The sequence below is a fragment of the Ruegeria sp. AB5 genome (assembly GCF_056542645.1).
This window is the reverse complement of record NZ_JBQGAE010000006.1, coordinates 166128-190417: the sequence shown is the minus strand read 5'-3', so window position 1 is coordinate 190417 and position 24290 is coordinate 166128. Positions and strand designations below refer to the sequence as shown.

The 24290-nt window shown below is 58.1% G+C and carries 17 protein-coding genes; 8 read left to right on the top strand and 9 right to left on the bottom strand.

Translation table 11 applies throughout. The features are described from left to right. Positions 1-188: 188 nt before the first annotated feature. Genes ACR0L4_RS12980 through ACR0L4_RS12970 form a run of 3 tightly spaced genes read left to right on the top strand, consistent with a single transcriptional unit; the run spans position 189 to position 7440 of the window. Entirely contained in the window at positions 189-1904 is a 1716-nt protein-coding gene (locus ACR0L4_RS12980) for a ShlB/FhaC/HecB family hemolysin secretion/activation protein (protein ID WP_480513479.1), read from the top strand. After that, on the top strand, positions 1831-5487 hold the full coding sequence (locus ACR0L4_RS12975; RefSeq protein WP_480513477.1) for a two-partner secretion domain-containing protein: 3657 nt from the start codon (positions 1831-1833) through the stop codon (positions 5485-5487). Before ACR0L4_RS12980 ends, ACR0L4_RS12975 begins: the two co-directional genes overlap by 74 nt. 21 nt (positions 5488-5508) lie before the next feature. Then, positions 5509-7440, top strand: a complete 1932-nt coding sequence (locus ACR0L4_RS12970; protein WP_480513475.1) for a caspase family protein — start codon at positions 5509-5511, stop codon at positions 7438-7440. 7 nt (positions 7441-7447) lie between these two features. On the opposite strand, the gene ACR0L4_RS12965 is transcribed toward ACR0L4_RS12970, so the two are convergent. Continuing rightward, positions 7448-8503 carry an OmpA family protein gene (locus ACR0L4_RS12965; RefSeq protein WP_170749673.1) on the bottom strand — a complete coding sequence of 352 codons (1056 nt, stop codon included), beginning with the start codon at positions 8501-8503 and terminating at the stop codon, positions 7448-7450. A 150-nt stretch (positions 8504-8653) separates the two neighbouring features. Between ACR0L4_RS12965 and ACR0L4_RS12960 the strand changes: the two genes are divergently transcribed. Beyond that, positions 8654-10129 (top strand): caspase family protein, encoded by a 1476-nt coding sequence (locus ACR0L4_RS12960; protein WP_480513473.1) that lies wholly within the window; start codon positions 8654-8656, stop codon positions 10127-10129. A 58-nt stretch (positions 10130-10187) separates the two neighbouring features. Here ACR0L4_RS12960 and ACR0L4_RS12955 read toward each other — a convergent pair whose 3' ends face one another. Both ACR0L4_RS12955 and ACR0L4_RS12950 read right to left on the bottom strand, forming a co-directional pair. Further along, on the bottom strand, positions 10188-11030 hold the full coding sequence (locus ACR0L4_RS12955; RefSeq protein ID WP_480513471.1) for a fumarylacetoacetate hydrolase family protein: 843 nt from the start codon (positions 11028-11030) through the stop codon (positions 10188-10190). A gap of 136 nt (positions 11031-11166) precedes the next feature. Then, positions 11167-12171, bottom strand: coding sequence for an Ldh family oxidoreductase (locus ACR0L4_RS12950; protein ID WP_170749670.1), 1005 nt, complete (start codon positions 12169-12171; stop codon positions 11167-11169). A gap of 134 nt (positions 12172-12305) precedes the next feature. Between ACR0L4_RS12950 and ACR0L4_RS12945 the strand changes: the two genes are divergently transcribed. Further along, positions 12306-13385 (top strand): helix-turn-helix domain-containing protein, encoded by a 1080-nt coding sequence (locus ACR0L4_RS12945; protein WP_480513469.1) that lies wholly within the window; start codon positions 12306-12308, stop codon positions 13383-13385. Here ACR0L4_RS12945 and ACR0L4_RS12940 read toward each other — a convergent pair. Beyond that, a complete protein-coding gene (locus ACR0L4_RS12940) occupies positions 13358-14248 on the bottom strand; it encodes a LysR family transcriptional regulator (protein WP_480513467.1) in 891 nt (296 codons plus the stop codon). The two genes, ACR0L4_RS12945 and ACR0L4_RS12940, sit on opposite strands and share 28 nt — an antisense overlap. A 107-nt stretch (positions 14249-14355) precedes the next feature. Here ACR0L4_RS12940 and ACR0L4_RS12935 point away from each other — a divergent pair, with 107 nt between their 5' ends. Then, on the top strand, positions 14356-15357 hold the full coding sequence (locus ACR0L4_RS12935; protein WP_480513465.1) for a sterol desaturase family protein: 1002 nt from the start codon (positions 14356-14358) through the stop codon (positions 15355-15357). Positions 15358-15378: 21 nt separating this feature from the next. On the opposite strand, the gene ACR0L4_RS12930 is transcribed toward ACR0L4_RS12935, so the two are convergent. After that, the gene (locus ACR0L4_RS12930) at positions 15379-16683 is read right to left on the bottom strand and encodes a UDP-glucose dehydrogenase family protein (RefSeq protein WP_480513463.1); all 1305 of its coding nucleotides are present in this window, start codon (positions 16681-16683) and stop codon (positions 15379-15381) included. Between the two features lie 156 nt (positions 16684-16839). On the opposite strand from ACR0L4_RS12930, the gene gmd reads away from it, so the two are divergent. Next, positions 16840-17964 carry a GDP-mannose 4,6-dehydratase gene (gene gmd / locus ACR0L4_RS12925; RefSeq protein WP_480513461.1) on the top strand — a complete coding sequence of 375 codons (1125 nt, stop codon included), beginning with the start codon at positions 16840-16842 and terminating at the stop codon, positions 17962-17964. A gap of 4 nt (positions 17965-17968) precedes the next feature. Further along, the gene (gene fcl, locus ACR0L4_RS12920; protein WP_480513459.1) at positions 17969-18946 is read left to right on the top strand and encodes a GDP-L-fucose synthase; all 978 of its coding nucleotides are present in this window, start codon (positions 17969-17971) and stop codon (positions 18944-18946) included. Between the two features lie 32 nt (positions 18947-18978). On the opposite strand, the gene ACR0L4_RS12915 is transcribed toward fcl, so the two are convergent. The 4 genes from ACR0L4_RS12915 to ACR0L4_RS12900 all read right to left on the bottom strand — a co-directional run bounded on the left by ACR0L4_RS12915 (position 18979) and on the right by ACR0L4_RS12900 (position 24126). After that, complete coding sequence (locus ACR0L4_RS12915; RefSeq protein WP_480513457.1) at positions 18979-20049, bottom strand: DUF2793 domain-containing protein; 1071 nt, start codon at positions 20047-20049, stop codon at positions 18979-18981. A gap of 174 nt (positions 20050-20223) precedes the next feature. Next, the gene (locus tag ACR0L4_RS12910) at positions 20224-21654 is read right to left on the bottom strand and encodes a mannose-1-phosphate guanylyltransferase/mannose-6-phosphate isomerase (RefSeq protein ID WP_480513455.1); all 1431 of its coding nucleotides are present in this window, start codon (positions 21652-21654) and stop codon (positions 20224-20226) included. Positions 21655-21720: 66 nt separating this feature from the next. Beyond that, entirely contained in the window at positions 21721-22614 is an 894-nt protein-coding gene (galU, locus tag ACR0L4_RS12905; RefSeq protein ID WP_170749661.1) for a UTP--glucose-1-phosphate uridylyltransferase GalU, read from the bottom strand. A 276-nt stretch (positions 22615-22890) separates the two neighbouring features. Beyond that, on the bottom strand, positions 22891-24126 hold the full coding sequence (locus tag ACR0L4_RS12900; RefSeq protein ID WP_480513452.1) for a lytic murein transglycosylase: 1236 nt from the start codon (positions 24124-24126) through the stop codon (positions 22891-22893). Positions 24127-24290 lie beyond the last annotated feature (164 nt).

Genomic DNA, 24290 nt, shown 5'->3' with positions numbered 1-24290 from the left:
GTATTGCCCCTTTGTTTTGTGAAATCTGCCACAGACAGACTAAGATGCAGGCGCGATAGACTATTCCAATTCCAAAGGGGGCTTAGGAATGTTTAGATCGACCTTGCCAAGGTCCCGTCTGTGGGGCTGTTTTTCGTTTTCATCAGTCCAACGGAAAAGTCGGATTTGGTCAAAGGTTGCCCGGTGATATGATACTTGTCCGAACGTGTCTCAAAGTCGTTGCATGTGCCACGATTGCGCTGACCAGCGTCACCGGTGCAGCGCAGGCGCAAAGCGCGTCGAACCTTGCGCCATCCACGTTTCAGCCGCAGAATCAACGCAGTACCGGCCCGGTGACCGTTGCACGCGATCCCGGCGCAGCTGTGCCTGAAGGGGCCGATCGGCTGTTTGTCTCCGTCGGGCAGGTCCGGATCGAAGATGCTCTGCCCGATATGTCGGCAGCAAACGAGGCTTTCATTAAGCGGCTGACCGGAAAACGCGTTGCCGTTTCCGAGATTTTTGCAGCCACCAATCAGTTGGAAAGTGCCTATACCAATGCCGGTTTCGTATTGAGCCGCGTAGTCCTGCCTCAGCAGACGCTGCGGGACGGAGGCACCCTGCGCATTGTGGTGATTGACGGTTTCATCGAACGGATCGATGCCGAGAAAGTACCACAGCAGGCGCGCGACAGGGTGGTTATGATCACCAAACCCCTGATCGGTAAACGCGGCATCAAACTGCAACAGATCGAACGCGCCCTGCTTTTGGCAGGGGATACGTTTGGCGTGCGTCTGGCCTCGACGTTGTCTGCCGGGGATGCGCGCGGCGCAACGGTGCTGACCCTTGACGGCGAGTTCAGGGAATTCACCGGTTCTTACGGGTTTGACAACACGCTGTCGGATGATCTGGGCCCGGTGAACCTGAGCCTTGGGTTGGAAGTCAACGGCGCGCTGGAGATGGGCGAAACCTTCTATTTTCGCGCCGGCGGGTCTCCCACCAGATTCTTCTCAAGCGATGCACAATATCGGATCGCAGCGTTGGGTACGGTGTTCCCGATTGGCTATGACGGTTTGACCATCAATGCCGAGTATACCCTCAGCGAGGCGCAGCCGGACTCTGATCTGGTGCCAAACACCAGCACGTTCGAACGTTTTGCGCTGCGGCTTTATTATCCATGGGTGCGTACCCGCCGCTACAACCTGTCATCCCAGCTGATTCTGGATCGTGTCAGCGATTCGCAGGATCTTCTGGTCGGATCCTTCGAATTGCCGGTCTATGATGACGACCTGAGCGTGCTGCGGGCAACGGTGGATGCCAGTTGGACCTATGACAACGGCGCGTTTCTGACCGCCGGTGCGGTTCTGTCACGTGGCCTGGATGCGTTTGGGGCCAGCGCCTCGGCCGGACCGACGGACACGCCTTTGTCGCGGCAGGGTGCTAGTGCCGAGTTTACCAAGCTTGTATTGTCCGCGCAGTATCAACGTCCGTTGAACGCCAATTGGTCCGTGAATGTGAACGGCCGCGTGCAGACCAGCTTTGGAGACCCTCTGGTCACGTCGGAACAATTCAGCATCGCCAGTTCCAGCGAGTTGTCGGCTTTTGATGCCGGTGATCTGCGCGGGGATGATGGTTGGGTGGCCCGGGCCGAACTTGGCCGGTCGCAGCAGACGCAGGTGGCCGGTTTCCCGATTATTTTCAAACCATATGTGTTCGGGGCCTACGGTGTGCTAGGCTTGGAGCAACCAACGATTTTTGAGCAGAGCACGACCACGGCCTATGCCTATGGTCTTGGCTTTGATGTTTTTACGATTGAGGACTCGACCTATAGGTCCGGGTCAGTACGAGTGGAATATGGGAGAGGCGAACGTGATGACCTGGGGGCAGACGGAAACCGATTCAGCATCGTGGCCAATCGTCGTTTCTGACGGAACAGGGCCCGCCAGAGCAGGGTGGCGAATCCTGCTGTCCGCCTCGGCACTGCTCTGGGGCACGACCGCACTGGCGCAGTCTTTGCCGACCGGCGGGTCTGTGGTTGCCGGGGATGTGGCCATCGGTCAGCCCAGTGGCAGCCAATTGAACATCACACAGGGTTCAAACGCGGCCATCGTGAACTGGAACGGGTTCTCAATCGGGTCGGGGTCTACGGTGAACATCAATCAGCCGGGTGCGCAGAGTGTGATCCTGAACCGGGTGACCGGCAATACGACCAGTCAGATTCATGGTCAGTTGAACGCCAACGGTCAGGTGCATCTGGTCAATCCGAACGGGATTTTCATAGGCCCGAACGGCCACGTGAATACGGGCGGCTTTCTCGCGTCAACGCTGAACATCACGGACGAAGACTTTCTGAACGGCCGCTATCACTATCAAGGCACTGGTGCGTCGGCCCCGGTCGAGAATGCGGGCACGATCGAGAGCGTGCCGGGTGGCTATGCGGCCCTGATCGGCGGCAAGGTTTCGAATTCCGGTGTGATCCGCGTTCCGATGGGCAAAGTAGGTCTGGGTGCGGGTGAACAGGTGACTCTGGATGTATCCGGTGACGGGTTCCTGCAAGTCGCCGTTCCTTCGGACAGCGGCGATGCGGTCATGGACGCCTTGGTTTCAAATTCCGGGCGGATCGAGGCTGATGGCGGTATCGTCCACCTCAAAGCCGCCAGCGCCCGTGATGCCGCGCGGCAGGTGGTCAATATGTCCGGCGTGATTGAGGCGCGTTCGGTCGGTGGCGTTTCCGGAGCCGTTGTGCTGGGCGGTGGCGGTGGTGCTGTGCTGGTCACGGGCCAGATCGATACCTCGGCCCGGGCGACTTTGGTAGAAGCCTCTCCGCGCCCGGTCGCGCGCGGCCAGACTGGTGGATCGATTACCATCACAGGGGACGCCATTGCATTGGCCGGAGCGGCGCTCAGCGCCGATGGTTCAGGCGACGGGCAAGGTGGCGAGATCCGTGTGGGCGGTGATCTGCAAGGCGGGGGCGACGTGCAACGTGCTCGTACGACCTTGGTCGATGAAGCAACCACGATCAGTGCGGATGGCGGCGAACAGGGCAATGGCGGTCTGATCATTGTCTGGTCTGACGACTATACCTCGTTCTCCGGCTTTAACTCGGCCCGTGGGGGTGATTTGGCCGGGGATGGCGGTTTTGTCGAAGTATCGGGCAAGCTGGCACTCGACTATGATGGTGTTTCAGATACGCGAGCACCGTTTGGCGCGTTCGGCACTTTGCTCCTGGACCCGACAAACATCACCGTTTCCAATACGGCAACTGGCCCCGGTTCGATTACTCCGGGCACGATCCAAACCAACCTTGGCTTTGGCAACGTGGTTCTCACAACCGTTGGAAATGGAACGCTGCAGCCGAACGGAGACCCAATCGATCTTGGCGGGGACGACTCGCAAGTGGGAACCATCACTGTCGACGACCCGATCACCTGGTCCAACGGGTCTCGGCTGACGCTTCTTGCCAACAATTCGATCACGCTGAACGCAGCAATCACCGCGACCAGTGGCGAGTTGGAGCTAAATGCCGCCACGACGATCGGCACCGGGGCCGGTGGTGCGGTCAATGTTGGGACATTTACTTTGACCAATGGTGCATGGTCTCAAGTCAGCGCAACATTGCCCAGTTTTTCCGCGGGAACCCTCGACATCAATTCCGGGGCGACATTCACGCGCGCGATTGGGGGCACTGGGGGCGCTGCGACACCATACCTGCTGACAGATGTGTTTGGCCTGCAAGGTATTAGCAATGGAAACAACTACGCTTTTGCAAACAGTATCAACGCAGCGCCGCTGAGTGGGTTCGAACCCATCGACTTTTCTGGCGGTACGCTGGACGGCAACGGCTTTGCGCTGAACAATCTGTCCATCACCACGTTCGGTATTGGAGGTTTGTTCAATACGCTCAACGGCACAGTACAGAACCTGAGCATCGACGGCGCAAGCGTAACCTCGGGTGGGGGCGGCATTGTGGCGGGGACAAACGGAGGCACGATTTCGGGTGTCTCGGTGTCCGGCAGCTTCAACAGTACTGACGAACAGGCGGGCGGCCTGGTCGGCTTCAACGATGGTATTATTCGTGACAGCTTTTCGTCAGCCAGCGTGAGCGTTTCCACCACCGAAGCAGACTTTGCAGTCGCGGGCGGCCTTGTGGGCGAAAACAACGGTACCATACGACGCTCACACAGCTCGGGAACAGTCAGTGGGTCCACGGCCGGGGATCATGCCGTTGGCGGGCTGGTGGGTGACAACCGGGGCAATGTCCTGGATTCTTATGCAAACGGAAGTGTTTCGGGCACCAATCAAAACTCGGGACCCGGAGACGCGGCAAGCCTTGGTGGCTTGGTTGGCGCAAACAACGGCGGCACGATTGCCCGCAGCTATTCGACCGGCACGGTCAGCTTTTTCGGACCCAATACGCCGGCAATCGGCGGACTGGTTGGCGGCAATTCAGGGTCGGTCTCCGGGTCCTTCTGGAACACCGATACGTCTGGCCTTGCCTCCAGCGCCGGAGGCACGGGCCTCACCACGGCAGAGCTTCAGGACACGGTCGGGTTCTTCAACCTTGCTTCGGCACAAGGGTGGAATTTCAGCACAACCTGGGCGCCGGGGACGGGCAACACCAACCCCCTGCACTATTCGACTTCGCCGGTCGTTTTTGCGGTCCCGGATGAGTTGGCAGTGCCCGAGGGCGGGACGGAAACAGCGACGGCGACGGGTTCGGTCTTTGGCGGACCTTCTGCCTATCTGTTCGGACCTTCGGGTGACGTGCTTAACACGTCGCCGATCTTTCAAACCCTGACATTCGAGAGCACCGAAGTGGGGGTGACCACCTATACTGTGGATACGTCGCAACTCGGCAGCACGTTTGATGTGACGTATACCGTCTCCGCGGTACCGGGGATCGCCGTCATCGGCGATAGTGGCACGACCATCATTCCAGTGCCACCGACGCCAACGATCGAGATCACGCCCACGGTGGACACAACCATCACGGGCGGTGGTGGCGGTGGTGGTGGGACAACCACAACGACCACAACAGAGGCCGAAGCTGCACTGGGAACGGTCGAAAACGCATCGCAGGATTTCGATCAGATCATTTCCTCCTGCGCGGAACAGGGCAATGATGTGAGCGCTTATCTGTCCTGTATCGCCGAGGCGATGGATGACTATGCCTCGGATCTGGATGCGGTCGTCCAAGGGTTGCCGCCCGGACTGGAATCCGTGGGCGACATCATTCGCGGCGCAAGCGCTGGCATTCGTGCGGCAGGTGAGGATGCCAACCGTCGCCTTGCCCTGGCAACAACCGACGAGGAACGCACCGCGATCCGTCGCGAAGCGGTGCAGGAAGCGCGCCGCCAGATCCGTCAGGCGCAACGCGAGATCCGCAAGGCCATCACGTTGATACGAGCAACCGACCCGGAACTTGTCAGCATCCAGAACCAGCAGGTAGAAACAATCGTGGCCGCTGTTGGTCAGGCCGAGATCGGTCTGTCCCGAGCCATCGGTCTGTAAACTTTCGGAGGCTGTACACCCATGCTCCTGTTCCGTCTATGCGCGGCCTTGCTTGCGCTTTTTTTCAGTGCCTGTGTCGCGTTGGCCGACAAGCGTGTTGCGCTGATCATCGGGAACTCGGACTACGAATCCGTGAGCGCTCTGGACAATCCGATCAACGACGCCTCTGATCTGGCCATCGCTCTGGAAGGTCTGGGTTTCGATGTGTTCCTGGGGACGGATCTGACGCGGGATGAGATGTTGTCGTTGGCAGAATCCTATGGGGCGACTGCGGCGGATTCAGATGTTTCGCTTCTCTTTTATGCAGGTCACGGGTTTCAGGTGGGTGGGCGAAACTATCTGGTGCCGGTTGATGCCAAACTGACCAGCGCCGCCGATATCCCGGAACAAACCGTTGCGATGGAAGAATTCGTCACCCGGATGGAGCGGTCCGATGGCATTCGGTTGGTGTTTCTGGACGCCTGCCGTGACAACCCGTTCGAAGATGGCGGCATCAGTGTCGGCGAAGGACTGGCCCGTATCGGCAGTGCGGCGGATTTCCTGTTTGCCTACGCAACCCAGCCGGACAATGTGGCCTTTGATGGGACCGGGCGAAACAGCTTTTTCACCGAAGCATTGCTGAGCCATATCTACACGCCGGGTCAGGATATCTCGGACCTGCTGATCTCGGTGCGCAAGGACGTTTTGGCCTCGACCGGGGGACGACAGATACCGTGGGACAACTCGTCCTTGACGCGCCAGTTCCGCTTTGACAACAGCCCGGTGACGGCCTCGGAAGAAACTTTGCTGTGGCAGGTTGCGGCAAATGCGCAAGATGCGTCTTTGATGCAGCTGTACATCGATCGTTACCCTCAAGGCGCGCACGCAACTGAAGTTGTCGCCTTTCTGGATGAGGCCGGGCAGAGCGGTACGCAAACCCGAGCTTTGACCGTCGAAGATCAGGATGAGCAGGCCGAACGCTTGTGGAAACTTGCGCAGCGCAGCCGCATGCGGCCCCTGTTGGAGTTTTATCTGGAGCAGTATCCAGACGGCACGCACGCCGCACAGGCACAGCGTCTGATCGTGTCGATTCCGCGACCCGAGGACAGCACCCCGGGCGGTATCTGCGAGCGTCTGGCGACCCACCCAAGGGATCGTACGGCCAGCATTCCCGGCGTGCCGTTCAATCGGTTGCAGCAAAACGCGTTGACCGCGATTCAAGCCTGCAGCGCGGCAGCGGCGCAATCGCCCGAGCTATCGCACTATGTCGCCCTGCTGGCGCGGGCGACGATTGCGGCAGGAGATGTGGATCGGGCGGTGACGTTGTACAATCAGGCGGCGGCAGAGGGTGACCTGCGCGCGATGGTGTCGCTGGCGCAACTGCACGAAAGCGGCACCGGTGTACCACAGGACATGGCGGCCGCATTGGATCTGTATGAACGCGCCGCAGCGGGCGGCAGCGCTGACGCGATGATCAACCTCGCCGTGACACTGTTTGAAGGTCAGATTGTTCCCAAGGATGAAGCCCGGGCGATTTCCCTTTTGCAAAGCGCTGCCGATGGGGGGTCGGCCAAGGCGACCTTCAACCTTGGTGTACTGGCGCAGGACGGCGTTGCAGGTGTCCCCGCACAGGCGCTGGGCTATTTCCAGAAAGCGGCCCGGGATGGCGAATATCAGGGTTATCTGGCCTCTGCGATCCTGCTGGACGAAGGGCGCGGCGTTCCCCGCGATCCGTCCGAGGCCGCCCGCATGCTGTTGCGCGGGGCTGCCGAGGACAACGGAGCGATCCTTGACCAGTTGTCACTGGCCTCGGACCAGTGGTCACGCGAAACGCTGATGGAAGTGCAAAGGCTGTTGCAAAAGGCCGGGTATTACACCAGCACCATCGACGGTGTGCCGGGGCCGAATTTCATCTCGGCTCTGCGGCAATGGCGCAGCGGCGGTTTCGACCCGATCATTCTGGCCGAAAACTGATCCCTTCTCAGTTCAACGGCACAAACTCGATCCGGCGGTTGCGGCGTTTGCCGTCCACCGTGTCGTTCGACACCACTGGCCGGCTTTCGCCATAGCCAACGGTTACCAGTCGTTCGGGGGCGATGCCTTGATCGACCAGATAGGTGTTGACAGCCTGTGCCCGACGCTGGCTGAGGACACGGTTGGCTTCGTTTGACCCGTCACTATCCGTATGGCCACCAATTTCAATCTTCAGATCCGGGCATCGATCCACGATGTCATGCAGATTGGTCAGCAGCGGGATCGAGTCATTCGTCAACCGGGCGCTGCCCGAGTTGAAGTAGATATTGCCAGTGCGTGACAAAATCTCCATCCGCCCCTCGCAAGCTTCCCGGTCCAGATTGCCCTTGGTTTCCAGCGCCGCCGCCCCTGGGGTTGCTGATGCAACCTCAATCTGTGGCAATGTGCCCGGCTGGGCGCGGTCAAAGACAAAGCCAAAGCTGATAAAACCAAAGGGCAGAATATCGACACCGGCTGCCTCTTCCAGCTTGCCGCGCCCTTCTTCGAGGTTGAAATCAGGCAGGGCGATGGCAATCGGCGTGGTGTTGGCGACGGCGACCCGGTCATTGTCAACCAGAGTGATGGCGACCTGCGCAACGCTGTCTTTCTTCACCCCATGCAGGGTCAGCGTGTAGGGCAGATCGATGATCTTGTGCCGCGTCTGATGAAGATCGAACAGTTGATCGGGCGGCAATTGGGCGGTGATCACCGCTTCGGGGAAATTGAAGGTCTCGAAGAACAAAAACCGCATGCGCACGTTGCGCAGATCGATCTTGGTATCAACGCTGTCCATTTGAACCCGGATATCAGCCCCTCCTTCCGGGGTGATCACACCGGAAAGGGTGGCAAAACCGCTGTTTTCGGCGACCGAATTCTTTTTGACCGACAGGAATTGCAGTTCGGAAGCCTCGGCATCCAGTTTCCAGCCATGTTCGAACGGATCAACGCTTTGACCCCACGCCATATTTGCAAACATCAGTCCTGCTATGGCAAGAACGTTTCGCATCAAGGTTGAATGCGGCATGTGTGAACCTCTTCCTATTCTTGATACCATTTTCGGGATATTGCAGGCAAAGGCCATAAGAAAGCCAAAAAAGAAGTATAAAGGAATTCCGGGTCAGATGGTGCCCGGCGGGTCACGGGCCCGGATGCTGAAAAAGACAAAGGACTAAAGGTGCTGCGCAGTTGTAGAACTCTGTTTGCGATGATGGCGATGTTCTGGGCCGTGCAGGCCTGGGCCGAGCCGCGAATCGCGCTGGTGGTTGGCAATTCTGCTTATGGTTCGGTGTCGGCGCTGGACAATCCGGTAAATGACGCAAAGCTGATGGCTGAAAAGCTGACCGAGATGGGATTCGATGTCCGGCATCTGTCAGACAGTCATCAGGTCGAGATGAAGCGTGCCATCGCGCAATTCGGTCGCGATCTGCGCTTGGGTGGCGAAACGGCTGTGGGTCTGTTCTACTATGCGGGGCATGGGGTGCAGTCCTTTGGCTCGAACTACCTGCTGCCGATCGATGTTTCGCTGGATGATCCGGCGGATCTGGATTTGATGGCGGTCGAGGCGCGGTCGGTGTTGCATCAAATGGCATCGGCCAACAACAAGACGAACATCGTCATTCTGGATGCCTGCCGGAACAATCCGTTCGAGGATCTGGCCGATATGGACGACAACGGTCTGGCCGAAATGAAAGCCCCCACCGGTACGTTTCTGGCATATGCCACTGATCCGGGCGGCGTCGCGCTGGATGGAGAGACCGGCAACAGCCCGTTCACGCTGAGCCTGGCCAACCACATCGACACGCCCGGCATGGCAATCGAACAGCTGTTCAAAAAGGTCCGTGTCGACGTGTTGAGAGAAACGCGCGGTTTGCAGACGCCGTGGGACACCTCGTCCCTGACGCAGGATTTCGCCTTCGCGCCTAAGATGGAAACTCAAATTGCTCAGCCGCTCAAAAGCGAGGAAGAACAGTGGCAGGACGCGGTGAATGGCCGCGATCCCGTACAGCTTATGCTGTTCATGCGGGCCTTTCCCGACAGCATTCACGCGGACAAGGCCAGTGATCTGTTGCAGACTCTCTTGGCCGAATCCTTCGGAACCGTACCTGCCCCTGAACCCAAGGAAAAGGTCGCCGAAGTCACTGAAGCCGATCGTTTGATGTTCGAACTGGCACAGTCCGATGATTCAGTTCATTCGTATGAGGTTTATCTGCACAGTTTCCCTAACGGTTCGTTTTCCAATCAGGCGGTCGAGCGTCTTGCGGCATTGCAGTTGGAACAAGAGACCGTAACCCGCAAGGCAGAGCCAACCGCCACTGCCCCGGAGACGAAGAACTCTGGCAGCATCGATGCAAGTGCCGCAGTCACGATGCAATCCATCCTGACATTCGGCAACACGCATGTTCGGGGTAAAACGATTGAAGAATTGGTTGCAGGCTCGCCCCAATTTCCGCCGATTGACGGATTGCCTGATGAGCTTTGGAAGAATCAGAGTTGCGCGAATTGCCACCAGTGGACGCAGGACGCCCTGTGTGAGCAGGCGCAGACCTATGTCCAACGTCCGGCGGCCGGAAACGTGGCCAAGCAACATCCGTTTGGCGGCGGTCTCAAGGTCAATCTGCGCCGATGGGCTATGGGCGGGTGCCAGGGATAGGTTTTGAGGCCGGTCCAGCCGGTCTCATGGGCCCCCGTTTCGACAAACGGTGTCGGACCTACGAAGAAACAGCTGTCTGCCTTTGCGTTCCCAATCCTTCTATGCCCAACTCCATCACATCGCCGGGCTTCAGATAAATCGGCGTGGGTTTTTGCCCCATTCCAACGCCCGGAGGTGTGCCCGTGCTGATGACATCGCCAGGGTGCAGGCTCATGAATTGCGACAGGTACGACACGATTGTCGCCACATCGAACACCATTGTCGCGGTTGATCCCTTCTGCATTCGCGTGCCGTTGAGATCCAGGTACATCGCCAGGTTTTGCGGGTCCGGAACCTCGTCGCGGGTCACGAGCCACGGACCGATGGGGCCGAACGTGTCACAAGATTTGCCTTTGACCCACTGCCCCTCGCGTTTGAACTGAAAGTCGCGCTCGGACAGATCGTTGACCACGCAGTACCCGGCCACATGATCCAGAGCGTCTTCTTTCCGGATATACTTGGCGTCCTTGCCGATCACGACGCCCAGCTCGACCTCCCAATCGGTTGCAGCCGAGGTGCGGGGAATTTCAACAGTGTCATTCGGACCACAGATGGCAGAGGTGGCTTTGAAAAAGACAACCGGTTCGCTGGGGACGGGCAAGCCGGATTCTGCGGCGTGGTCGGAATAGTTCAGGCCGATACAGATGAATTTGCCGACATTGCCGACGCAGGGGCCGTAGCGTTCGACCTCAACAACCGGCAGCGATGACAAATCCGTTGCGGACAGCTTCTTCAATGCCGCGTCGGATAGCGATTCACCCGATATGTCAGTCAGGACCGAAGACAGATCGCGTACCGTACCATCGGTTTCCAAGAGGCCTGGTTTCTCGTGCCCTTTTGGGCCAAATCGCAATAGTTTCATTGTGTCTCCGATTGGTTGGTCCGGTCGCATTCGATAATACGGGTTGTGCCTGTCGCCAATCCTCTGAAACCAGCTGCAGGGGGTCGGCTTTGATCTTGGCTTCGAGTGCAACAGCTGTGAAGCCTCGGACAGGGATCTATGTCTCTAATAGACCTTTGATCTTGGTCAGAAGGTTCTCGTCCACGGTGCGGGGGCCGACGTCCTTCCGACTGGCAAAGCGGCGAGCCCCGGGCAAACGGGCGCCGTCGATCACAGAGTATCGTTCGATAAAGCGCTCGGTTTGTGCGGCCCATTCCGTTGCCGAGAAAACTTCGGGGGACAAGGCCAGCAAAAACTGGCCCCCTTGCGCCGGACCGCCGTCGCGATTGTCGCGCTCGAGCGTTTCATACGAGAATGTCTCGCCCACCATAGGGCCAGCCAGAAGTTCGACCATCAGTGACAATGCCGACCCCTTGTGTCCGCCAAAGGGCAGCAAGACACCATTGGCGATGGCTGCCGCGTCCGTGGTCAGTTCGCCTTCGGCCGACAAACCTGTTCCCAAGGGGACTTCATGGCCTTCGCGGGCCGCAATCTGAACCTCTCCCATCGCCATTGCTGCGGTGGCCATGTCGATGACGATCGGGTCCTGTCCGGGGCGGGGCCATGCAAATCCAAACGGGTTTGTGCCGAAGATCGGCTTGCGTCCCCCATGCGGGGCAACCGCTGGCAGATACGAGACGCAGGTTACACCGACCAGCCCGGCCTCGGCCAGTGTTTCGATTTCAGGCCAGAGGGCTGCGAAGTGATGGCTGCGCTGGATCGAGACCCCAGCCAGCCCGTAGGTCTTGGCAGCTTCGATCAGCGGCGGGATGCAGGCCCTGTGGGCCATGGGTGCAAAGGCGTTCTGGGCATCGCAACTTAGCACAGCCAGAGTCCGGTTCGACACAACAGGTCGCGCTGTTCCATCAACCTTGCCGCTTTTCAAGGCAGTGACATAGCCGGGCACGCGGAACAGACCGTGTGACAGGCCGCGGTCGCGTTCCGCCCGGGTCACGGTTTCCGCCACGGCTTCGGCGTTTTCAGTGTCTGCGCCGTTTGACATCAACACGGATCGTGTCAGTTCGAAAATCTCATCCAGCGACATTTCGACGGTCGGGTTCATACGCGGCTCCAAACTCAAGAATTCTGACTGTATAGAACCAGTGGACGCCCAAAATTGCCAGTGCCGACCAGTGTTAGGCTGTATCGCAAACGAAAACCCCTTGTGGACCGGTGAAATTGGTCGAAAATGGGGGGATGAAATCCAAGACTGTCACACCTGATCCAGATGATGACGCCGCAGAGCTGGGGCCGCGCAGCATCTATGACACCGATCCTACGGAGGATGAAGATCTTTGGTTTCTGCCGCCCGATGATGAGGTCCCGGAAGATGATTTCCTGACCCTCGGCCCGCGGGCGGATCGCCGGCTGTTGTTTGACCCGAAAGAGTGGCGCCAAGCACAATCCGAGCTTTCGGCGGAACTGGCCGATCTTGCGGTCACTTTTGGTGCGCTGGACGAACGGTTGCGCGCTGGCCCCGAAGGCTGGACCCACCGTCTGGCCCTGATGGAGGTATCGGATCTTGGCTGGTGGACCGGTGATCGGATCAGTGTCGACCGTCTGGCTTTGTGGACCGGTTTGCGGATCGGTGCAACAAGTGACGATGTACAGGCCCTGTTCCGGGCCGGTTGGGCGGTGCGCCGCCTTTCGTCAGGTGTCGGGCCGTCGCACGGAGGCTGGGAAACAGGCCTGACCGCGTTTCTGGATCGAGTGGCGCAAGGGATCGAAGAGGTTCCGGAAACCATTGCCGATCTTGCCGATGTGATGCGAGCCGCCGAGGTCTTGCATCCGGTCACTCAGGCCGCGATCGCCTTTCATGCCTGGCGCGCTGTATCGCAAGGGGCCGGTCAGGATACCGAGGCCGCCGTCATTGCCGCGCGCCACGCGGCCTCGATGGGTCGAGGGGGCGCAGGCTTCATGCCGCTGGCCCTGTCCGGTCCGGGGGCCTTGCGCGGGGTCGGAGACCCAAAGGAAAAACTTGCCGCCTGGATTCAAGGGGCGAGTCAGGCCGCTCTTGCCGCTTTGTTGCATCTGGACCGCATCAACGCGTGGGAGGCCCGCGCTCGGGACGCGACCGTGGATCTCAGCGGGCGGACACCGCCGTTGCTGATCGAAATCCTAAGGGCTTGGCCCATGGTCTCGGCCCCACTTGCCGAGGATCTTTCCAAAGCCTCTCGTGCGGCGGCGCAGCGCAATATTGACCGTTTCATGCGACGGGGATTGATCCGGGAAGTGACGGGGCAGGGACGTTACCGCGTCTGGACGGCGGCGCTGTAATCCAGCAGCCAGTCGCGAAATACACGCGCCGGTGGTCTTAGGCCCGTGCGCGAAGGGTAGATCAGATGGTAGGCTTCCTGCCCGGTGACCTGTGCATCCGGCAAACAGGGCACCAGTCCTGAAACGGCCATGATCCGGTCAGAAGCGGGCGCGCGCGCAAGGGCAATGCCTGTGCCGCTGGCCGAAAGCTCAGCCGCCATAATCGAGTTATCCGCAAAGAAAAATCGGGCTGGTCCGACAGGCAGGCGCATGCTTTCAAACCAATGCGGCCAACTGGCGCGATGGGTCGAGACCTCGATCAAAGGGAACTGGAACAGATCTTGTGGGGTTTGGATCTGCTTGGATATCTGAGGCGGCGCGACAGGGTACAGAACCTCGCGGATCAATTCATCGCCTTCGGTGCCGAACAGGGCGGGGTTGCCGAATACAATCTGAAGATCGGCAAAGCGGTTTGAAAAATCCGAGACGATGTTCCCGGTGGCCAAAGACAGGTTGATCTGAGGCTGCAAAATCTGGAAATCAGGGAGACCCTTGGCCAGAATTCCGTGGGCAAAAAGCAGCACGGATTGAACATAAAGCCGCTGTTCCCGTGTTTCGCCGAACAGACCGGTAGTTGCCGTTTCCAGCATCAACAGAGATTGCTGGACTGACGGAAGGTAGGCGCGCCCGGCCTCGGTCAGTGTAACCGCATGGGCATGGCGATGAAACAAAGGCGTGCCCAGCCGGGTTTCCAGTGCCTTGACCTGCTGGCTGACAGCCGCCGGGGACATGTTCAACTGTGCTGACGCCCTGGCAAAGCTCTCGGTGCGCGCCGCTGCTTCGAACACGCGCAACCAGTTGAGAGAGGGGATGCGGGACGCCATAAAGATAGGCTAAGCAAAACTTACCCTGACCGGCAAGACAAACTGTGCTGGGCCCGGACGATTGCGCAGTAGCGTGGTGGTTGCGAACAGAATGAACGAGCCCCGCCATGTCCGATCCGGTCGTAACTCCGCGCTCAAAGCGTAAAATCTGGAACTATACACCGCAACTGCCCATCCAAACCTCTCCTTACTGGGATTGGCCGATGAAGCCTTTGGCGGCTATGCGCTATCTGTTGCAAAGCTGGAACCCGCTGGCGTTGCGGGCCTTGCTTTTGGTCTTTGCCATCATCACCTGGAATTTCCTGACGCCATCTTTGGCGCGGATCGAGACATTCAGCTGGGATTGGGTGGCCGAGATCTGGTTTCGAAATTTTTGCATTCTGATGGTGGTGGCCGGTGGTCTGCATCTGGCGCTTTGGAAATTCCGCACGCAGCAGGACGAATACCGCTACGATATGCGCCCGATGATGAAGGGCGCGAAGGTTTTTACCTTCAAGAATCAGGTTTGGGACAACATGTTCTGGACCCTTGGCCCGGCGCTGACCTTCTGGACCTTCTGGGAATGCCTGATCCTGTATTCTTATGCCAATGGCTGGATTGCGATGATCACCTTCGACAGCAATCCGGTCTGGTTCGTTGCGGTTGTGATCTTTGTCCCGATCTGGGCAGGTTTCCATTTCTACTGGCTGCACCGGCTACTCCATGTCGGGCCGCTCTACACCAAAGTCCACGCGTGGCATCATCGCAATATCAATACCGGACCGTGGTCCGGACTGGCCATGCATCCGGTCGAAAGCTTCTTTTTGATGTTCGATACGATGATCTTTTTCCTGCTGCCGTCGCACCCGATCCACGCGATCTTTCTGCTGTTCCATCACGGGATCGGAGCACCTACATCTCACGCCGGGTTCGAACATGTGAAGCTGGGTACCAAAGCCAGGTTCCAAGTGGGAGATTTCTTCCACCAGCTGCATCACAGGTTCTTCGACTGCAACTATGGAACTTGGGAAACGCCGTGGGACGAATGGTTCAACACGTTCCATGACGGTACCGACGACGGCAACGATCTGGTCAGAGAACGTCGTCGCAAAATCTGGCTGTCTGAATGATGTCTGGGGTGTCGGAAACGCTCAGCGCCCGACACCGACATAGGTTACAAAACCGGATTTCAAAGCATGGCCTTCGCCGTATATATTGCGCAGATCGACCATGTGGGGCGTTTTCATTGCCCTGGCCAAGTCCGTCAGGTTTAGCGCGCGAAACTCGTTCCATTCGGTCAGCAAGACAACAGCATCGGCATCCCGAACAGCCGCATAGGGGTCTTCGCACCATTCCACCCCCGGAAGCAGCGCCTCGCCTTCGGACCGGCCTTGGGGATCGACCACGCGTACCTTGGCACCGCCACCGATCAGGGCCGGGACAATGGTCAGTGAAGGCGCATCTCGCATATCGTCCGTGTTGGGTTTGAAAGTCACGCCCAGCACAGCTACGGTCTTGCCGTTAAAGCTGTCGCCGCATGCTTCGCGGATTTTTTCGATCATCCGCTTTTTCACTTCGTCGTTTACGCGAATAACGGTTTCAGTGATCTGCATCGGATAGGCATGATCCTGTCCGATCCGCGCCAGTGCCGCCGTGTCCTTTGGAAAACACGAACCTCCATAGCCGGGTCCTGCGTGCAGGAACTTGTTCCCTATGCGTCCATCCAGACCAATGCCGCGCGACACTTCCTTGACGTCGGCGCCCACACGCTCGCACAGGCCTGCAATTTCATTGATGAAGGTGATCTTGGTCGCCAGAAAGGCGTTGGCCGCATACTTGATCATTTCGGCGCTTTCCAGATCGGTGGTCAGGATCGGGAAGTCTCGCAAATAGAGCGGGCGATAGATCTCGGACATGACCTCGGCTGCCCGATCGTTTTCGACGCCGACGACAACCCGGTCCGGGCGCATGAAATCGTCGATCGCCGCCCCTTCACGCAGGAATTCAGGGTTCGAGGCCACGTCGAACTCTGCGTCTGCATTGGCTGCTGAAATCACCTGCTGTACCTGTCGGTTGGTGCCAACGGGCACAGTCGATTTGGTGACAATCACTGTATAGGCGGTCAGTGCGTTGGCGATTTCTTCGGCAGCGGCCATCACATAGGTCAGATCCGCATGACCGTCGCCCCGGCGCGTAGGTGTGCCCACCGCAATGAACACAGCATCAGCACCATCAACGGCGTTTTGCAGATCAGTGGTGAAGCTAAGCCGTCCCGCCGCGACGTTCTTGGCCATCAAAACATCAAGGCCAGGCTCATAGATCGGAACATCGCCGGTTTGCAGCATTTGGATTTTTTGCTCGGACTTGTCGACGCAGATTACGTCGTGGCCAAAATCCGAAAAACACACGCCTGACACCAAACCCACATAGCCAGTACCGATCATCGCAATACGCAAACCGAAATCCTTCTGTCTTTGTGCCGAAATGCGCCTGCACAATCAAAGAAATTGCGATCCGGTGCAATAGCAGACTTGTGCCCTGGGTTGCATTCCCAATCTTCTTGCTGTTTTTGAGACAACAAGCAGATGCATGAATGGATACGAGGCATAGTCATGACCAAAACGGCATTGATCACCGGCATTACCGGTCAGGACGGTTCCTACCTGGCCGAATTCCTGTTGGACAAAGGATACGAGGTGCATGGAATCAAACGCCGGGCGTCCTCGTTCAACACGCAGCGGATTGATCACATCTATCAGGACCCACATGAGCCCAATCCCAAGCTTCACCTGCACTATGGGGACCTGAGTGATACGTCGAACCTGACGCGGATTATCCAGCAGGTTCAGCCAGACGAAGTCTACAATCTTGGGGCGCAATCGCATGTGGCCGTCAGTTTCGAATCTCCGGAATACACGGCAGATGTTGACGCCATTGGCACCTTGCGCCTCCTCGAAGCGATCCGGTTTCTGGGGCTTGAAGAAAAATGCCGGTTCTATCAGGCTTCGACCTCGGAGTTGTATGGACTGGTGCAGGAAACGCCGCAGCGTGAAACCACGCCCTTTCATCCGCGGTCCCCATATGCGGTGGCCAAGCTGTATTCCTACTGGATCACCGTGAACTATCGCGAGGCTTACGGCATGTATGCGTGTAACGGCATCCTGTTCAATCATGAAAGCCCACGCCGGGGCGAGACCTTCGTGACCCGCAAGATAACGCGTGGGCTGGCCAACATCGCACAAGGCCTCGAAGACTGTCTGTATATGGGCAACATCGACAGTTTGCGGGACTGGGGCCATGCCAAGGACTACGTGCGCATGCAGTGGTTGATGTTGCAGCAGGATACCCCGGAAGATTTCGTGATTGCGACCGGCGTGCAGTATTCCGTGCGCCAGTTCATCGAGTGGTCGGCGGCCGAGTTGGGCGTTATACTCGAGTTTTCCGGCGAGGGCGTGGATGAGATTGCAACCGTCAAGGCGGTCGATGGCGACAACGCACCGGCGTTGAATCCCGGAGACGTGGTTATGCGGATCAATCCCCGCTATTTCCGCCCGGCCGAGGTTGAAACTCTGCTGGGTGATCCTTCGAAAGCGAAGCAAAAGCTAGGGTGGGTGCCTGAACTCACCGTACAGGAGATGTGCGCCGAGATGGTGCGCGAGGACCTCAAGACAGCCAAGCGCCATGCCTTGCTCAAGCAGCACGGGTATGAGTTGCCGGTATCTTTGGAGAACGGATAGGGCAATGCGCAAGATCTACGTTGCAGGCCACCGCGGCATGGTCGGAGGTGCCATTCTGCGAAAGTTGCAACACCGGCAGGCAGCGGGTGAAGATCTGTCGGTGATCACACGGACCCATTCCGAACTTGATCTGACCGATCAGGCAGAGGTGCGCAGCTTTATGCAGACCGAGCAGCCGAATGTCGTCATTCTGGCTGCGGCGAAGGTCGGTGGCATTCATGCCAACAATACCTATCCCGCTGACTTTATTTATAAAAACCTGATGATCGAATGCAATGTGATCCATCAAGCGTTTGAGGCCGGTGTCGAGACCCTGTTACAGCTTGGCAGTTCCTGCATCTACCCGCGCGAGGCGGACCAGCCGATGCGAGAAGATGCGTTGTTGACGGGCGTTCTTGAGCCGACGAACGAACCCTATGCCGTCGCCAAGATCGCCGGGATCAAACTGTGCGAAAGTTATAACCGGCAGCACGGGGTCGACTATCGTTCGGTCATGCCGACCAACCTCTATGGGCCGGGCGACAACTTTCACCCGGAAAACAGTCATGTGCTGCCCGCTTTGATCCGCCGTTTTCACGAGGCAAAACGAGACGGTCTGAACGAAGTCGTGATCTGGGGAACCGGCAAACCACGGCGCGAGTTCCTGCACGTGGATGACATGGCCGAGGCGTCATTGTTCGTTCTTGATCTGCCACGGGATGTTTATGAGGCGAACACTCAGCCGATGCTGAGCCATATCAATGTGGGCTGCGGCACAGATGTTTCGATCGCTGAACTTGCGGCCTTGGTGGCCAAGGTGACCGGCTATCAAGGGCGTATAGCGCAAGATACCTCGAAACCAGACGGAACACTGCGCAAGCTGATGGATGTGACGCGTCTGTCAGATATGGGTTGGAAGGCGTCAACCGGTCTAGAGGACGGCATTCGCGAAACCTATGCGTGGTTTCTGGCGCAGGCCGACAACGAGCTGCGGGCGCAGTAGTAACCCGGGCGCATGGCCCGGGCCGCGAAATTTCAGAACCAGCGACCAATTGCTGTTACGGTTGGTGCGTGAAGCGTCGTATCCGAGGTCGCTGACAAAGCTTTGCACGTCACCTGGGTCGAAGATGGGCCATCAAACGCCACAAACCGACCCAAGCTGCCACCACTGCCGCTGACGCTCGGCGATGAGGCGAAGAGTTTCGGGAAGGTCCAGCTTATTGCGTTGCTTGCGAACAGGGGCCCTTCGCCCGCTGTGCATTCCACAGCCGACAGTGTGGCTGAACAGATTTGAGTGCCATCGGCAAAGCGCACATACTCTCCTTCTGCCGTGCTACCGCGTTCGATCACGGCACCGGTTGGGGTCCCCGTAGCTTGAGAAACCAACCCCAAAAGATTGCCCGGCCCGTACCCAAAATCGGCACGCATAAGGCGACCGGCTGTGGTGTCGGCGGGGCTCTGCTGTACAGACGAACCGCTGGCCGTGGCCGTGGCCGGGTCAATGCGCAAGGCCTCGGTCCAGGTGCCGCCGTCGGGGGAGACTTTGATCGAAAATCCGGTGTCGCCAGACAGGCCCATTTCAGCGTGCCCTGTCCAGTTGGACTGAAACAACAATGACGCGGTTTCGCCAGCCGCTGATTTGTTGATTTTCAACTGATGACCGCCGCCATCATGGCTCAGCAACGTGGCGGGCCCGCGTACGGACAAGCGGTTTGTACTGTCATAGCCCGTGGCAATACCGACACCGTCCAGATTTGCCGTCTCGACTTGCGGGTCGATCCAGCCCGTTCCGTCCCAGACCCTGAGCTTTGCGTTCGCCTGATCCCAGGCACGCCAACCGGTGTCGGGAGTTACGAAATGCCATGCGTTGTCCAACCAAGCCGCCAGATCTCCGGCATGCCCGTCCCAGTCTCCGGTCGGGGCCGCACCCAAAGCGTGGGTTTCCCCTTGGTCCGGGGCTGCAGGCGGGTTGGTGCTGCCGGTTGACGCAACGCTCAACTGCACCACAAGGTCCAGCTGACGCAGGGCTTCGTTATGCGTGACGTGTTTTTGCGCTTGCGACGGTTGCAAAAACGGTAGGTTCAATCTGGGTGAGGTCTGAGACACGGGCGTCCTCCTGTGGCTGTCGGTCCGACGATTTGATTGCGCGCCACCCTGCCGTGCAGCGCGTGAAATCTGTCTGACCGGAGCGAACGCCCGGAGGTATTCCTGTTAACTTTTCTTTCAGTGGGACGCTCAAGTCCCAAAAACACATCGCGTTGGATCGAAGTCCAAACTGGTTCAGTCGCGCGCGTAAATATCTTCGTATCGGACGATATCATCCTCACCCAGATAGGTGCCTGTCTGAACTTCGATCAGGACCATGGGCACTTTGCCCGGGTTTTCCATCCGGTGCACCGCGCCAAGCGGGATGTAGACCGATTGATTTTCGGAAACCAGACGTTCTTCCTGATCAATCGTGACTTTTGCAGTCCCTTCAACAACGATCCAATGTTCTGACCTGTGATGATGTGATTGAAGGCTCAGGGCTGCGCCCGGATGTACGTGGATGCGTTTGACCTGAAACCGGTCCCCAACCACCAGGCTTTCGAACCAGCCCCAGGGGCGATGGTCCACCGGCAGCTCTTCTGCCTGTTTTGCGCCTTTGGCTTTCAGCGCTGTGACGGCTTTTTTGACGTCCTGGGCCTTGTCCATACTCGCGACCAGAACCGCGTCAGGCATGGCAACGGCAATAACGTCCTGCAAGCCCATGGCGACGACTTCTAGAGCTGGAGATTCAGACCGTATCAGGACGTTCTGACAGTCTATGGCTGTGACTTCTCCGGTCGTTGCAACGCCGTCTGCATCCGGATCCGTCAGGTCCTGAACGGCAGACCAGCTGCCAACATCTGACCACCCGGCGGCATAAGGCACGACGCTCAGGTTCTCGGCCTTTTCCATCACAGCGTAGTCAATCGAAATGTCTTCGATGGTCGACCAGGCTTGGGCATCCAACCGCAGGAAACCAAGATCCGTCTTTGCATCGGCCACGGCCGATTTGACCGGGGCCATCAAGGTGGGTGCGTGTTGTTCAAAGGCCGCGATGATATCGCGGACCGCGAAGAGGAAAATACCCGAGTTCCACAAATAGCTGCCATCGGCCAGCATGGTTTTGGCCGTCTCCAGATCGGGCTTTTCGACAAACCGGTCCAATGGAACTGCGCGTGTGTCCGGGGTGTCGCTGAGCTTTAGATAGCCATATCCTGTCTCCGGTCGATCCGGGGTAATGCCAAAGGTCACCAGATCCTGGCGTTCGGCTATCGTGCGCAGGCCTTCGGCAACGGCGGTGTGAAAGGCCGTATGATCGGGCACGACGTGGTCTGAGGGGGCAACTAGTATGACCGCATCCGGGTCGGTTTCGGCAAGAAACACAGCTGCGGCAAGCACCGCCGGAGCAGTGTTGCGCCCTTCCGGTTCAATCAGGATGGGTCCGGGATCAATCCCGATGGCTGCTAGCTGTTCCGGCACCACAAAACGAAAGGCTTCGTTGGTCAGGATCATGGGTTTGGCGTAGGGCGCGTTTTCCGGGCCACGCATCCGGTCGGCACATTCCTGCAATAGGCTGGTTTCACCGATCAAAGGCACGAACTGTTTCGGGTAGCTCTTGCGGGACAAGGGCCACAACCGCGTGCCGGACCCTCCACACAGAATCACTGGATAAACGGTGGTCATTGTGTTCCGGCCTTTAACACTGCGTCAGATGGAATTGATTTCGATGTCGCGCTCAGTATTCAGTGATCATTGCGCCGCTTTGTCTGCTGCGACGATGTCGTGCAAATACGCGCTCAGGTCATCCCGCAGGTCGTTCCGGGCAAGAGCAAAGGCGACAGTGGCTTGCAAGAATCCCGCCTTGGAGCCGCAGTCAAACCGCTGACCTTCAAACTTGTACCCAAAAACGGGAACCCCGTTTCCGATATCTTCTGCAATCGCATCGGTCAGTTGGATCTCTCCGCCACTGCCCTTTTTCTTCTGGTTCAGATTGTAAAGCACAGACGGTCCAAGAACATAACGTCCGATTACCGCGAGGTTTGACGGGGCCTCATCGGGTTTGGGCTTTTCGACCATACCCCGCGTGCGGACCACTGTCCCGACATTATCACCAACATCCAATACGCCATAGGAACTGGTCTGCTCGGGCGGAACTTCCATTGCGGCGACCATGTTACCGCCCGTTTCTGCGTAGGCTTCGATCATCTGCTGTAGACAGGGTTTGTCGGCAGCAATCACATCATCGGGCAGCATAACGGCAAAGGGTTCGTCTCCGATCAAGCGGCGCGCGCACCAAACGGCGTGCCCCAGCCCAAGTGCCTTGTGCTGACGAATATAGGCAATGGCGCCGCTTTCCATGTTTGTCGCGTTGAGCGTTTCCAGCAGCTTGTCCTTGCCCTTCGTCTTAAGCTCTTGCTCCAGAACAAGATTGTGATCGAAGTAATCCTCAAGCGCGGATTTCCCGCGCGAAGTGACAAAGATGAATTCGGTGATCCCAGCAGCGCGCGCTTCGTCGATGGCGTATTGAACCAGAGGGCGATCAACCAGTGTCATAATCTCTTTCGGGACAGATTTTGTCGCTGGCAAAAACCGTGTGCCAAGCCCTGCCACAGGAAAAATCGCCTTGGTGACCTTACGTGTCATAGTGCCTCTCAATCTAATTGCGCCGCGCGGCAATCGCCAATCGGGTTCTTCCTCTTAGGCTGCGCGACCGGATCATTCAATATTGTCCGGCTCTCAAAGCTATAATCGGACAGATCGTGCCATGTTGGTGGGAACGTGTCAAAGTCCACTTTCTGAGGCATCGCATCATTCTATGGCACGGCAATGGCAGCAAGAGGCTTTTTCCGGGTCATTCTGATCCAAACCGGCAAGTCGCGAGTGGGTTGGGGTTGCTGTGCAATTCAGTGAGCCTCTGGTTCAACGAGCTATCGCATCAATGATCTTCTTGTTGGGAAAGCATGTGTGCTGTTTTCCTTCAGTTTCTTGCCAGCGCCCAATGGATCGGCGCGTTTTAAACCCCGGCAGCCCGTCAGCGCCACCTACATCATGTCCCATAGCCTCGAGTACCTGCTGCATGGCTGCGATATCGGATCGGTAGAGACGATCGATCTGGTCCCAGCGCGCGTCGAAATCCCCAACACCAAACGCAATACGGTCACCAACGTGACCCACGAACAAGGCGTAGAGATCGCTTTTGTTGTATTCTTTGAGGACATAAAAATTCGGCGTCACCAGAAATCCGGGCCCGTGTCGTCCAGCGGGCATCATCAGATACCCTTCGGCTGCCAATTCATGCTTTGGAAATGCGCGGCCTGAAACGCGTGTGACGCCCATCGAGACCCAATCCTGAACCAGACGCCCCTGGTCAGGCCCTTCCAGACCGCAACTGACCGACTGCGGAACGCGCACTTCAAATCCCCAGTCACGGCCCGCGACCCAGCCATGTTGCGCAAGGTAATTTGCGATCGACGCGATCGTATCGTCTGCGGACCCCCATATGTCGGCCTTGCCGTCGCCGCTGCCATCTTTGGCATAGTTCAGAAAGTTCGATGGCATGAATTGCGGCTGCCCCAGCGCACCCGCCCAACTGCTTTTCATTTTGTGACCGGCTTGATGGCCTGCCTCGGTAATCTGAAGGGCGGCTATCAACTCATCGGTAAAGTACTCTGCCCGGGTACTCATGAAACCCTTGGTGGCCAGAACCTGAAAAGCGTTGTGCGGGATCGCGGCCCGGCCATACGCACTCTCCCGGCCCCAAATAGCCAATATGATATGGGCGGGAACGCCGGTATCTGCCTCGACACGCGCAAGCGTTGCGGCATGCCGCTTGGCCATTTTGCGCCCTTGGGATGTAGCACCCTGAAGGGCACCCGCTTTGAAGTAGCGTGCAGGCGCACCAAACTCGGCCTGAGACTGCGGTTCTGGTGCCTGCGAAGAACGACCTGGTGGCACCAAATCCGGCAAATCCCAATTCAATCGGACCCCGGCAAATGCCTGCTCCATTGTCTTTCGCGAGACACCTCGGGCACGGGCTTGGGGCCAGACGGTTTCTTGCAGCCAGATTTGAAACTGCTGTTCAACTTCGGCACGATCCTGAGCGGCCACGCCGTCGGCCAGCAAGATCGCGCAAAGGGTCAGAACGAACATACGCATGCCGTTCAATCTCTGTCCTGCGATCCGGCGCAAGTCAACTGAAACCGTGACCCTCAGCCCCGGTCATGTGGGTCCGGCGAAGGCCATGGGTGAGCAGACCGGGGGTAAAGCAATCATCAAGGTAGAAAATCCCTTGAGAAAATTCCTGTATCTGCCGATAGTTG

Coding starts and splice junctions, on each gene's coding strand:
- ACR0L4_RS12980 (WP_480513479.1), top strand. CDS start 189: ATGATACTTGTCCGAACGTGTCTCAAAGTCGTTGCATGTGCCACGATT.
- ACR0L4_RS12975 (WP_480513477.1), top strand. CDS start 1,831: ATGGGAGAGGCGAACGTGATGACCTGGGGGCAGACGGAAACCGATTCA.
- ACR0L4_RS12970 (WP_480513475.1), top strand. CDS start 5,509: ATGCTCCTGTTCCGTCTATGCGCGGCCTTGCTTGCGCTTTTTTTCAGT.
- ACR0L4_RS12965 (WP_170749673.1), bottom strand. CDS start 8,503: ATGCCGCATTCAACCTTGATGCGAAACGTTCTTGCCATAGCAGGACTG.
- ACR0L4_RS12955 (WP_480513471.1), bottom strand. CDS start 11,030: ATGAAACTATTGCGATTTGGCCCAAAAGGGCACGAGAAACCAGGCCTC.
- ACR0L4_RS12950 (WP_170749670.1), bottom strand. CDS start 12,171: ATGAACCCGACCGTCGAAATGTCGCTGGATGAGATTTTCGAACTGACA.
- ACR0L4_RS12945 (WP_480513469.1), top strand. CDS start 12,306: ATGAAATCCAAGACTGTCACACCTGATCCAGATGATGACGCCGCAGAG.
- ACR0L4_RS12940 (WP_480513467.1), bottom strand. CDS start 14,248: ATGGCGTCCCGCATCCCCTCTCTCAACTGGTTGCGCGTGTTCGAAGCA.
- ACR0L4_RS12935 (WP_480513465.1), top strand. CDS start 14,356: ATGTCCGATCCGGTCGTAACTCCGCGCTCAAAGCGTAAAATCTGGAAC.
- gmd (WP_480513461.1), top strand. CDS start 16,840: ATGACCAAAACGGCATTGATCACCGGCATTACCGGTCAGGACGGTTCC.
- fcl (WP_480513459.1), top strand. CDS start 17,969: ATGCGCAAGATCTACGTTGCAGGCCACCGCGGCATGGTCGGAGGTGCC.
- ACR0L4_RS12910 (WP_480513455.1), bottom strand. CDS start 21,654: ATGACCACCGTTTATCCAGTGATTCTGTGTGGAGGGTCCGGCACGCGG.
- galU (WP_170749661.1), bottom strand. CDS start 22,614: ATGACACGTAAGGTCACCAAGGCGATTTTTCCTGTGGCAGGGCTTGGC.
- ACR0L4_RS12900 (WP_480513452.1), bottom strand. CDS start 24,126: ATGCGTATGTTCGTTCTGACCCTTTGCGCGATCTTGCTGGCCGACGGC.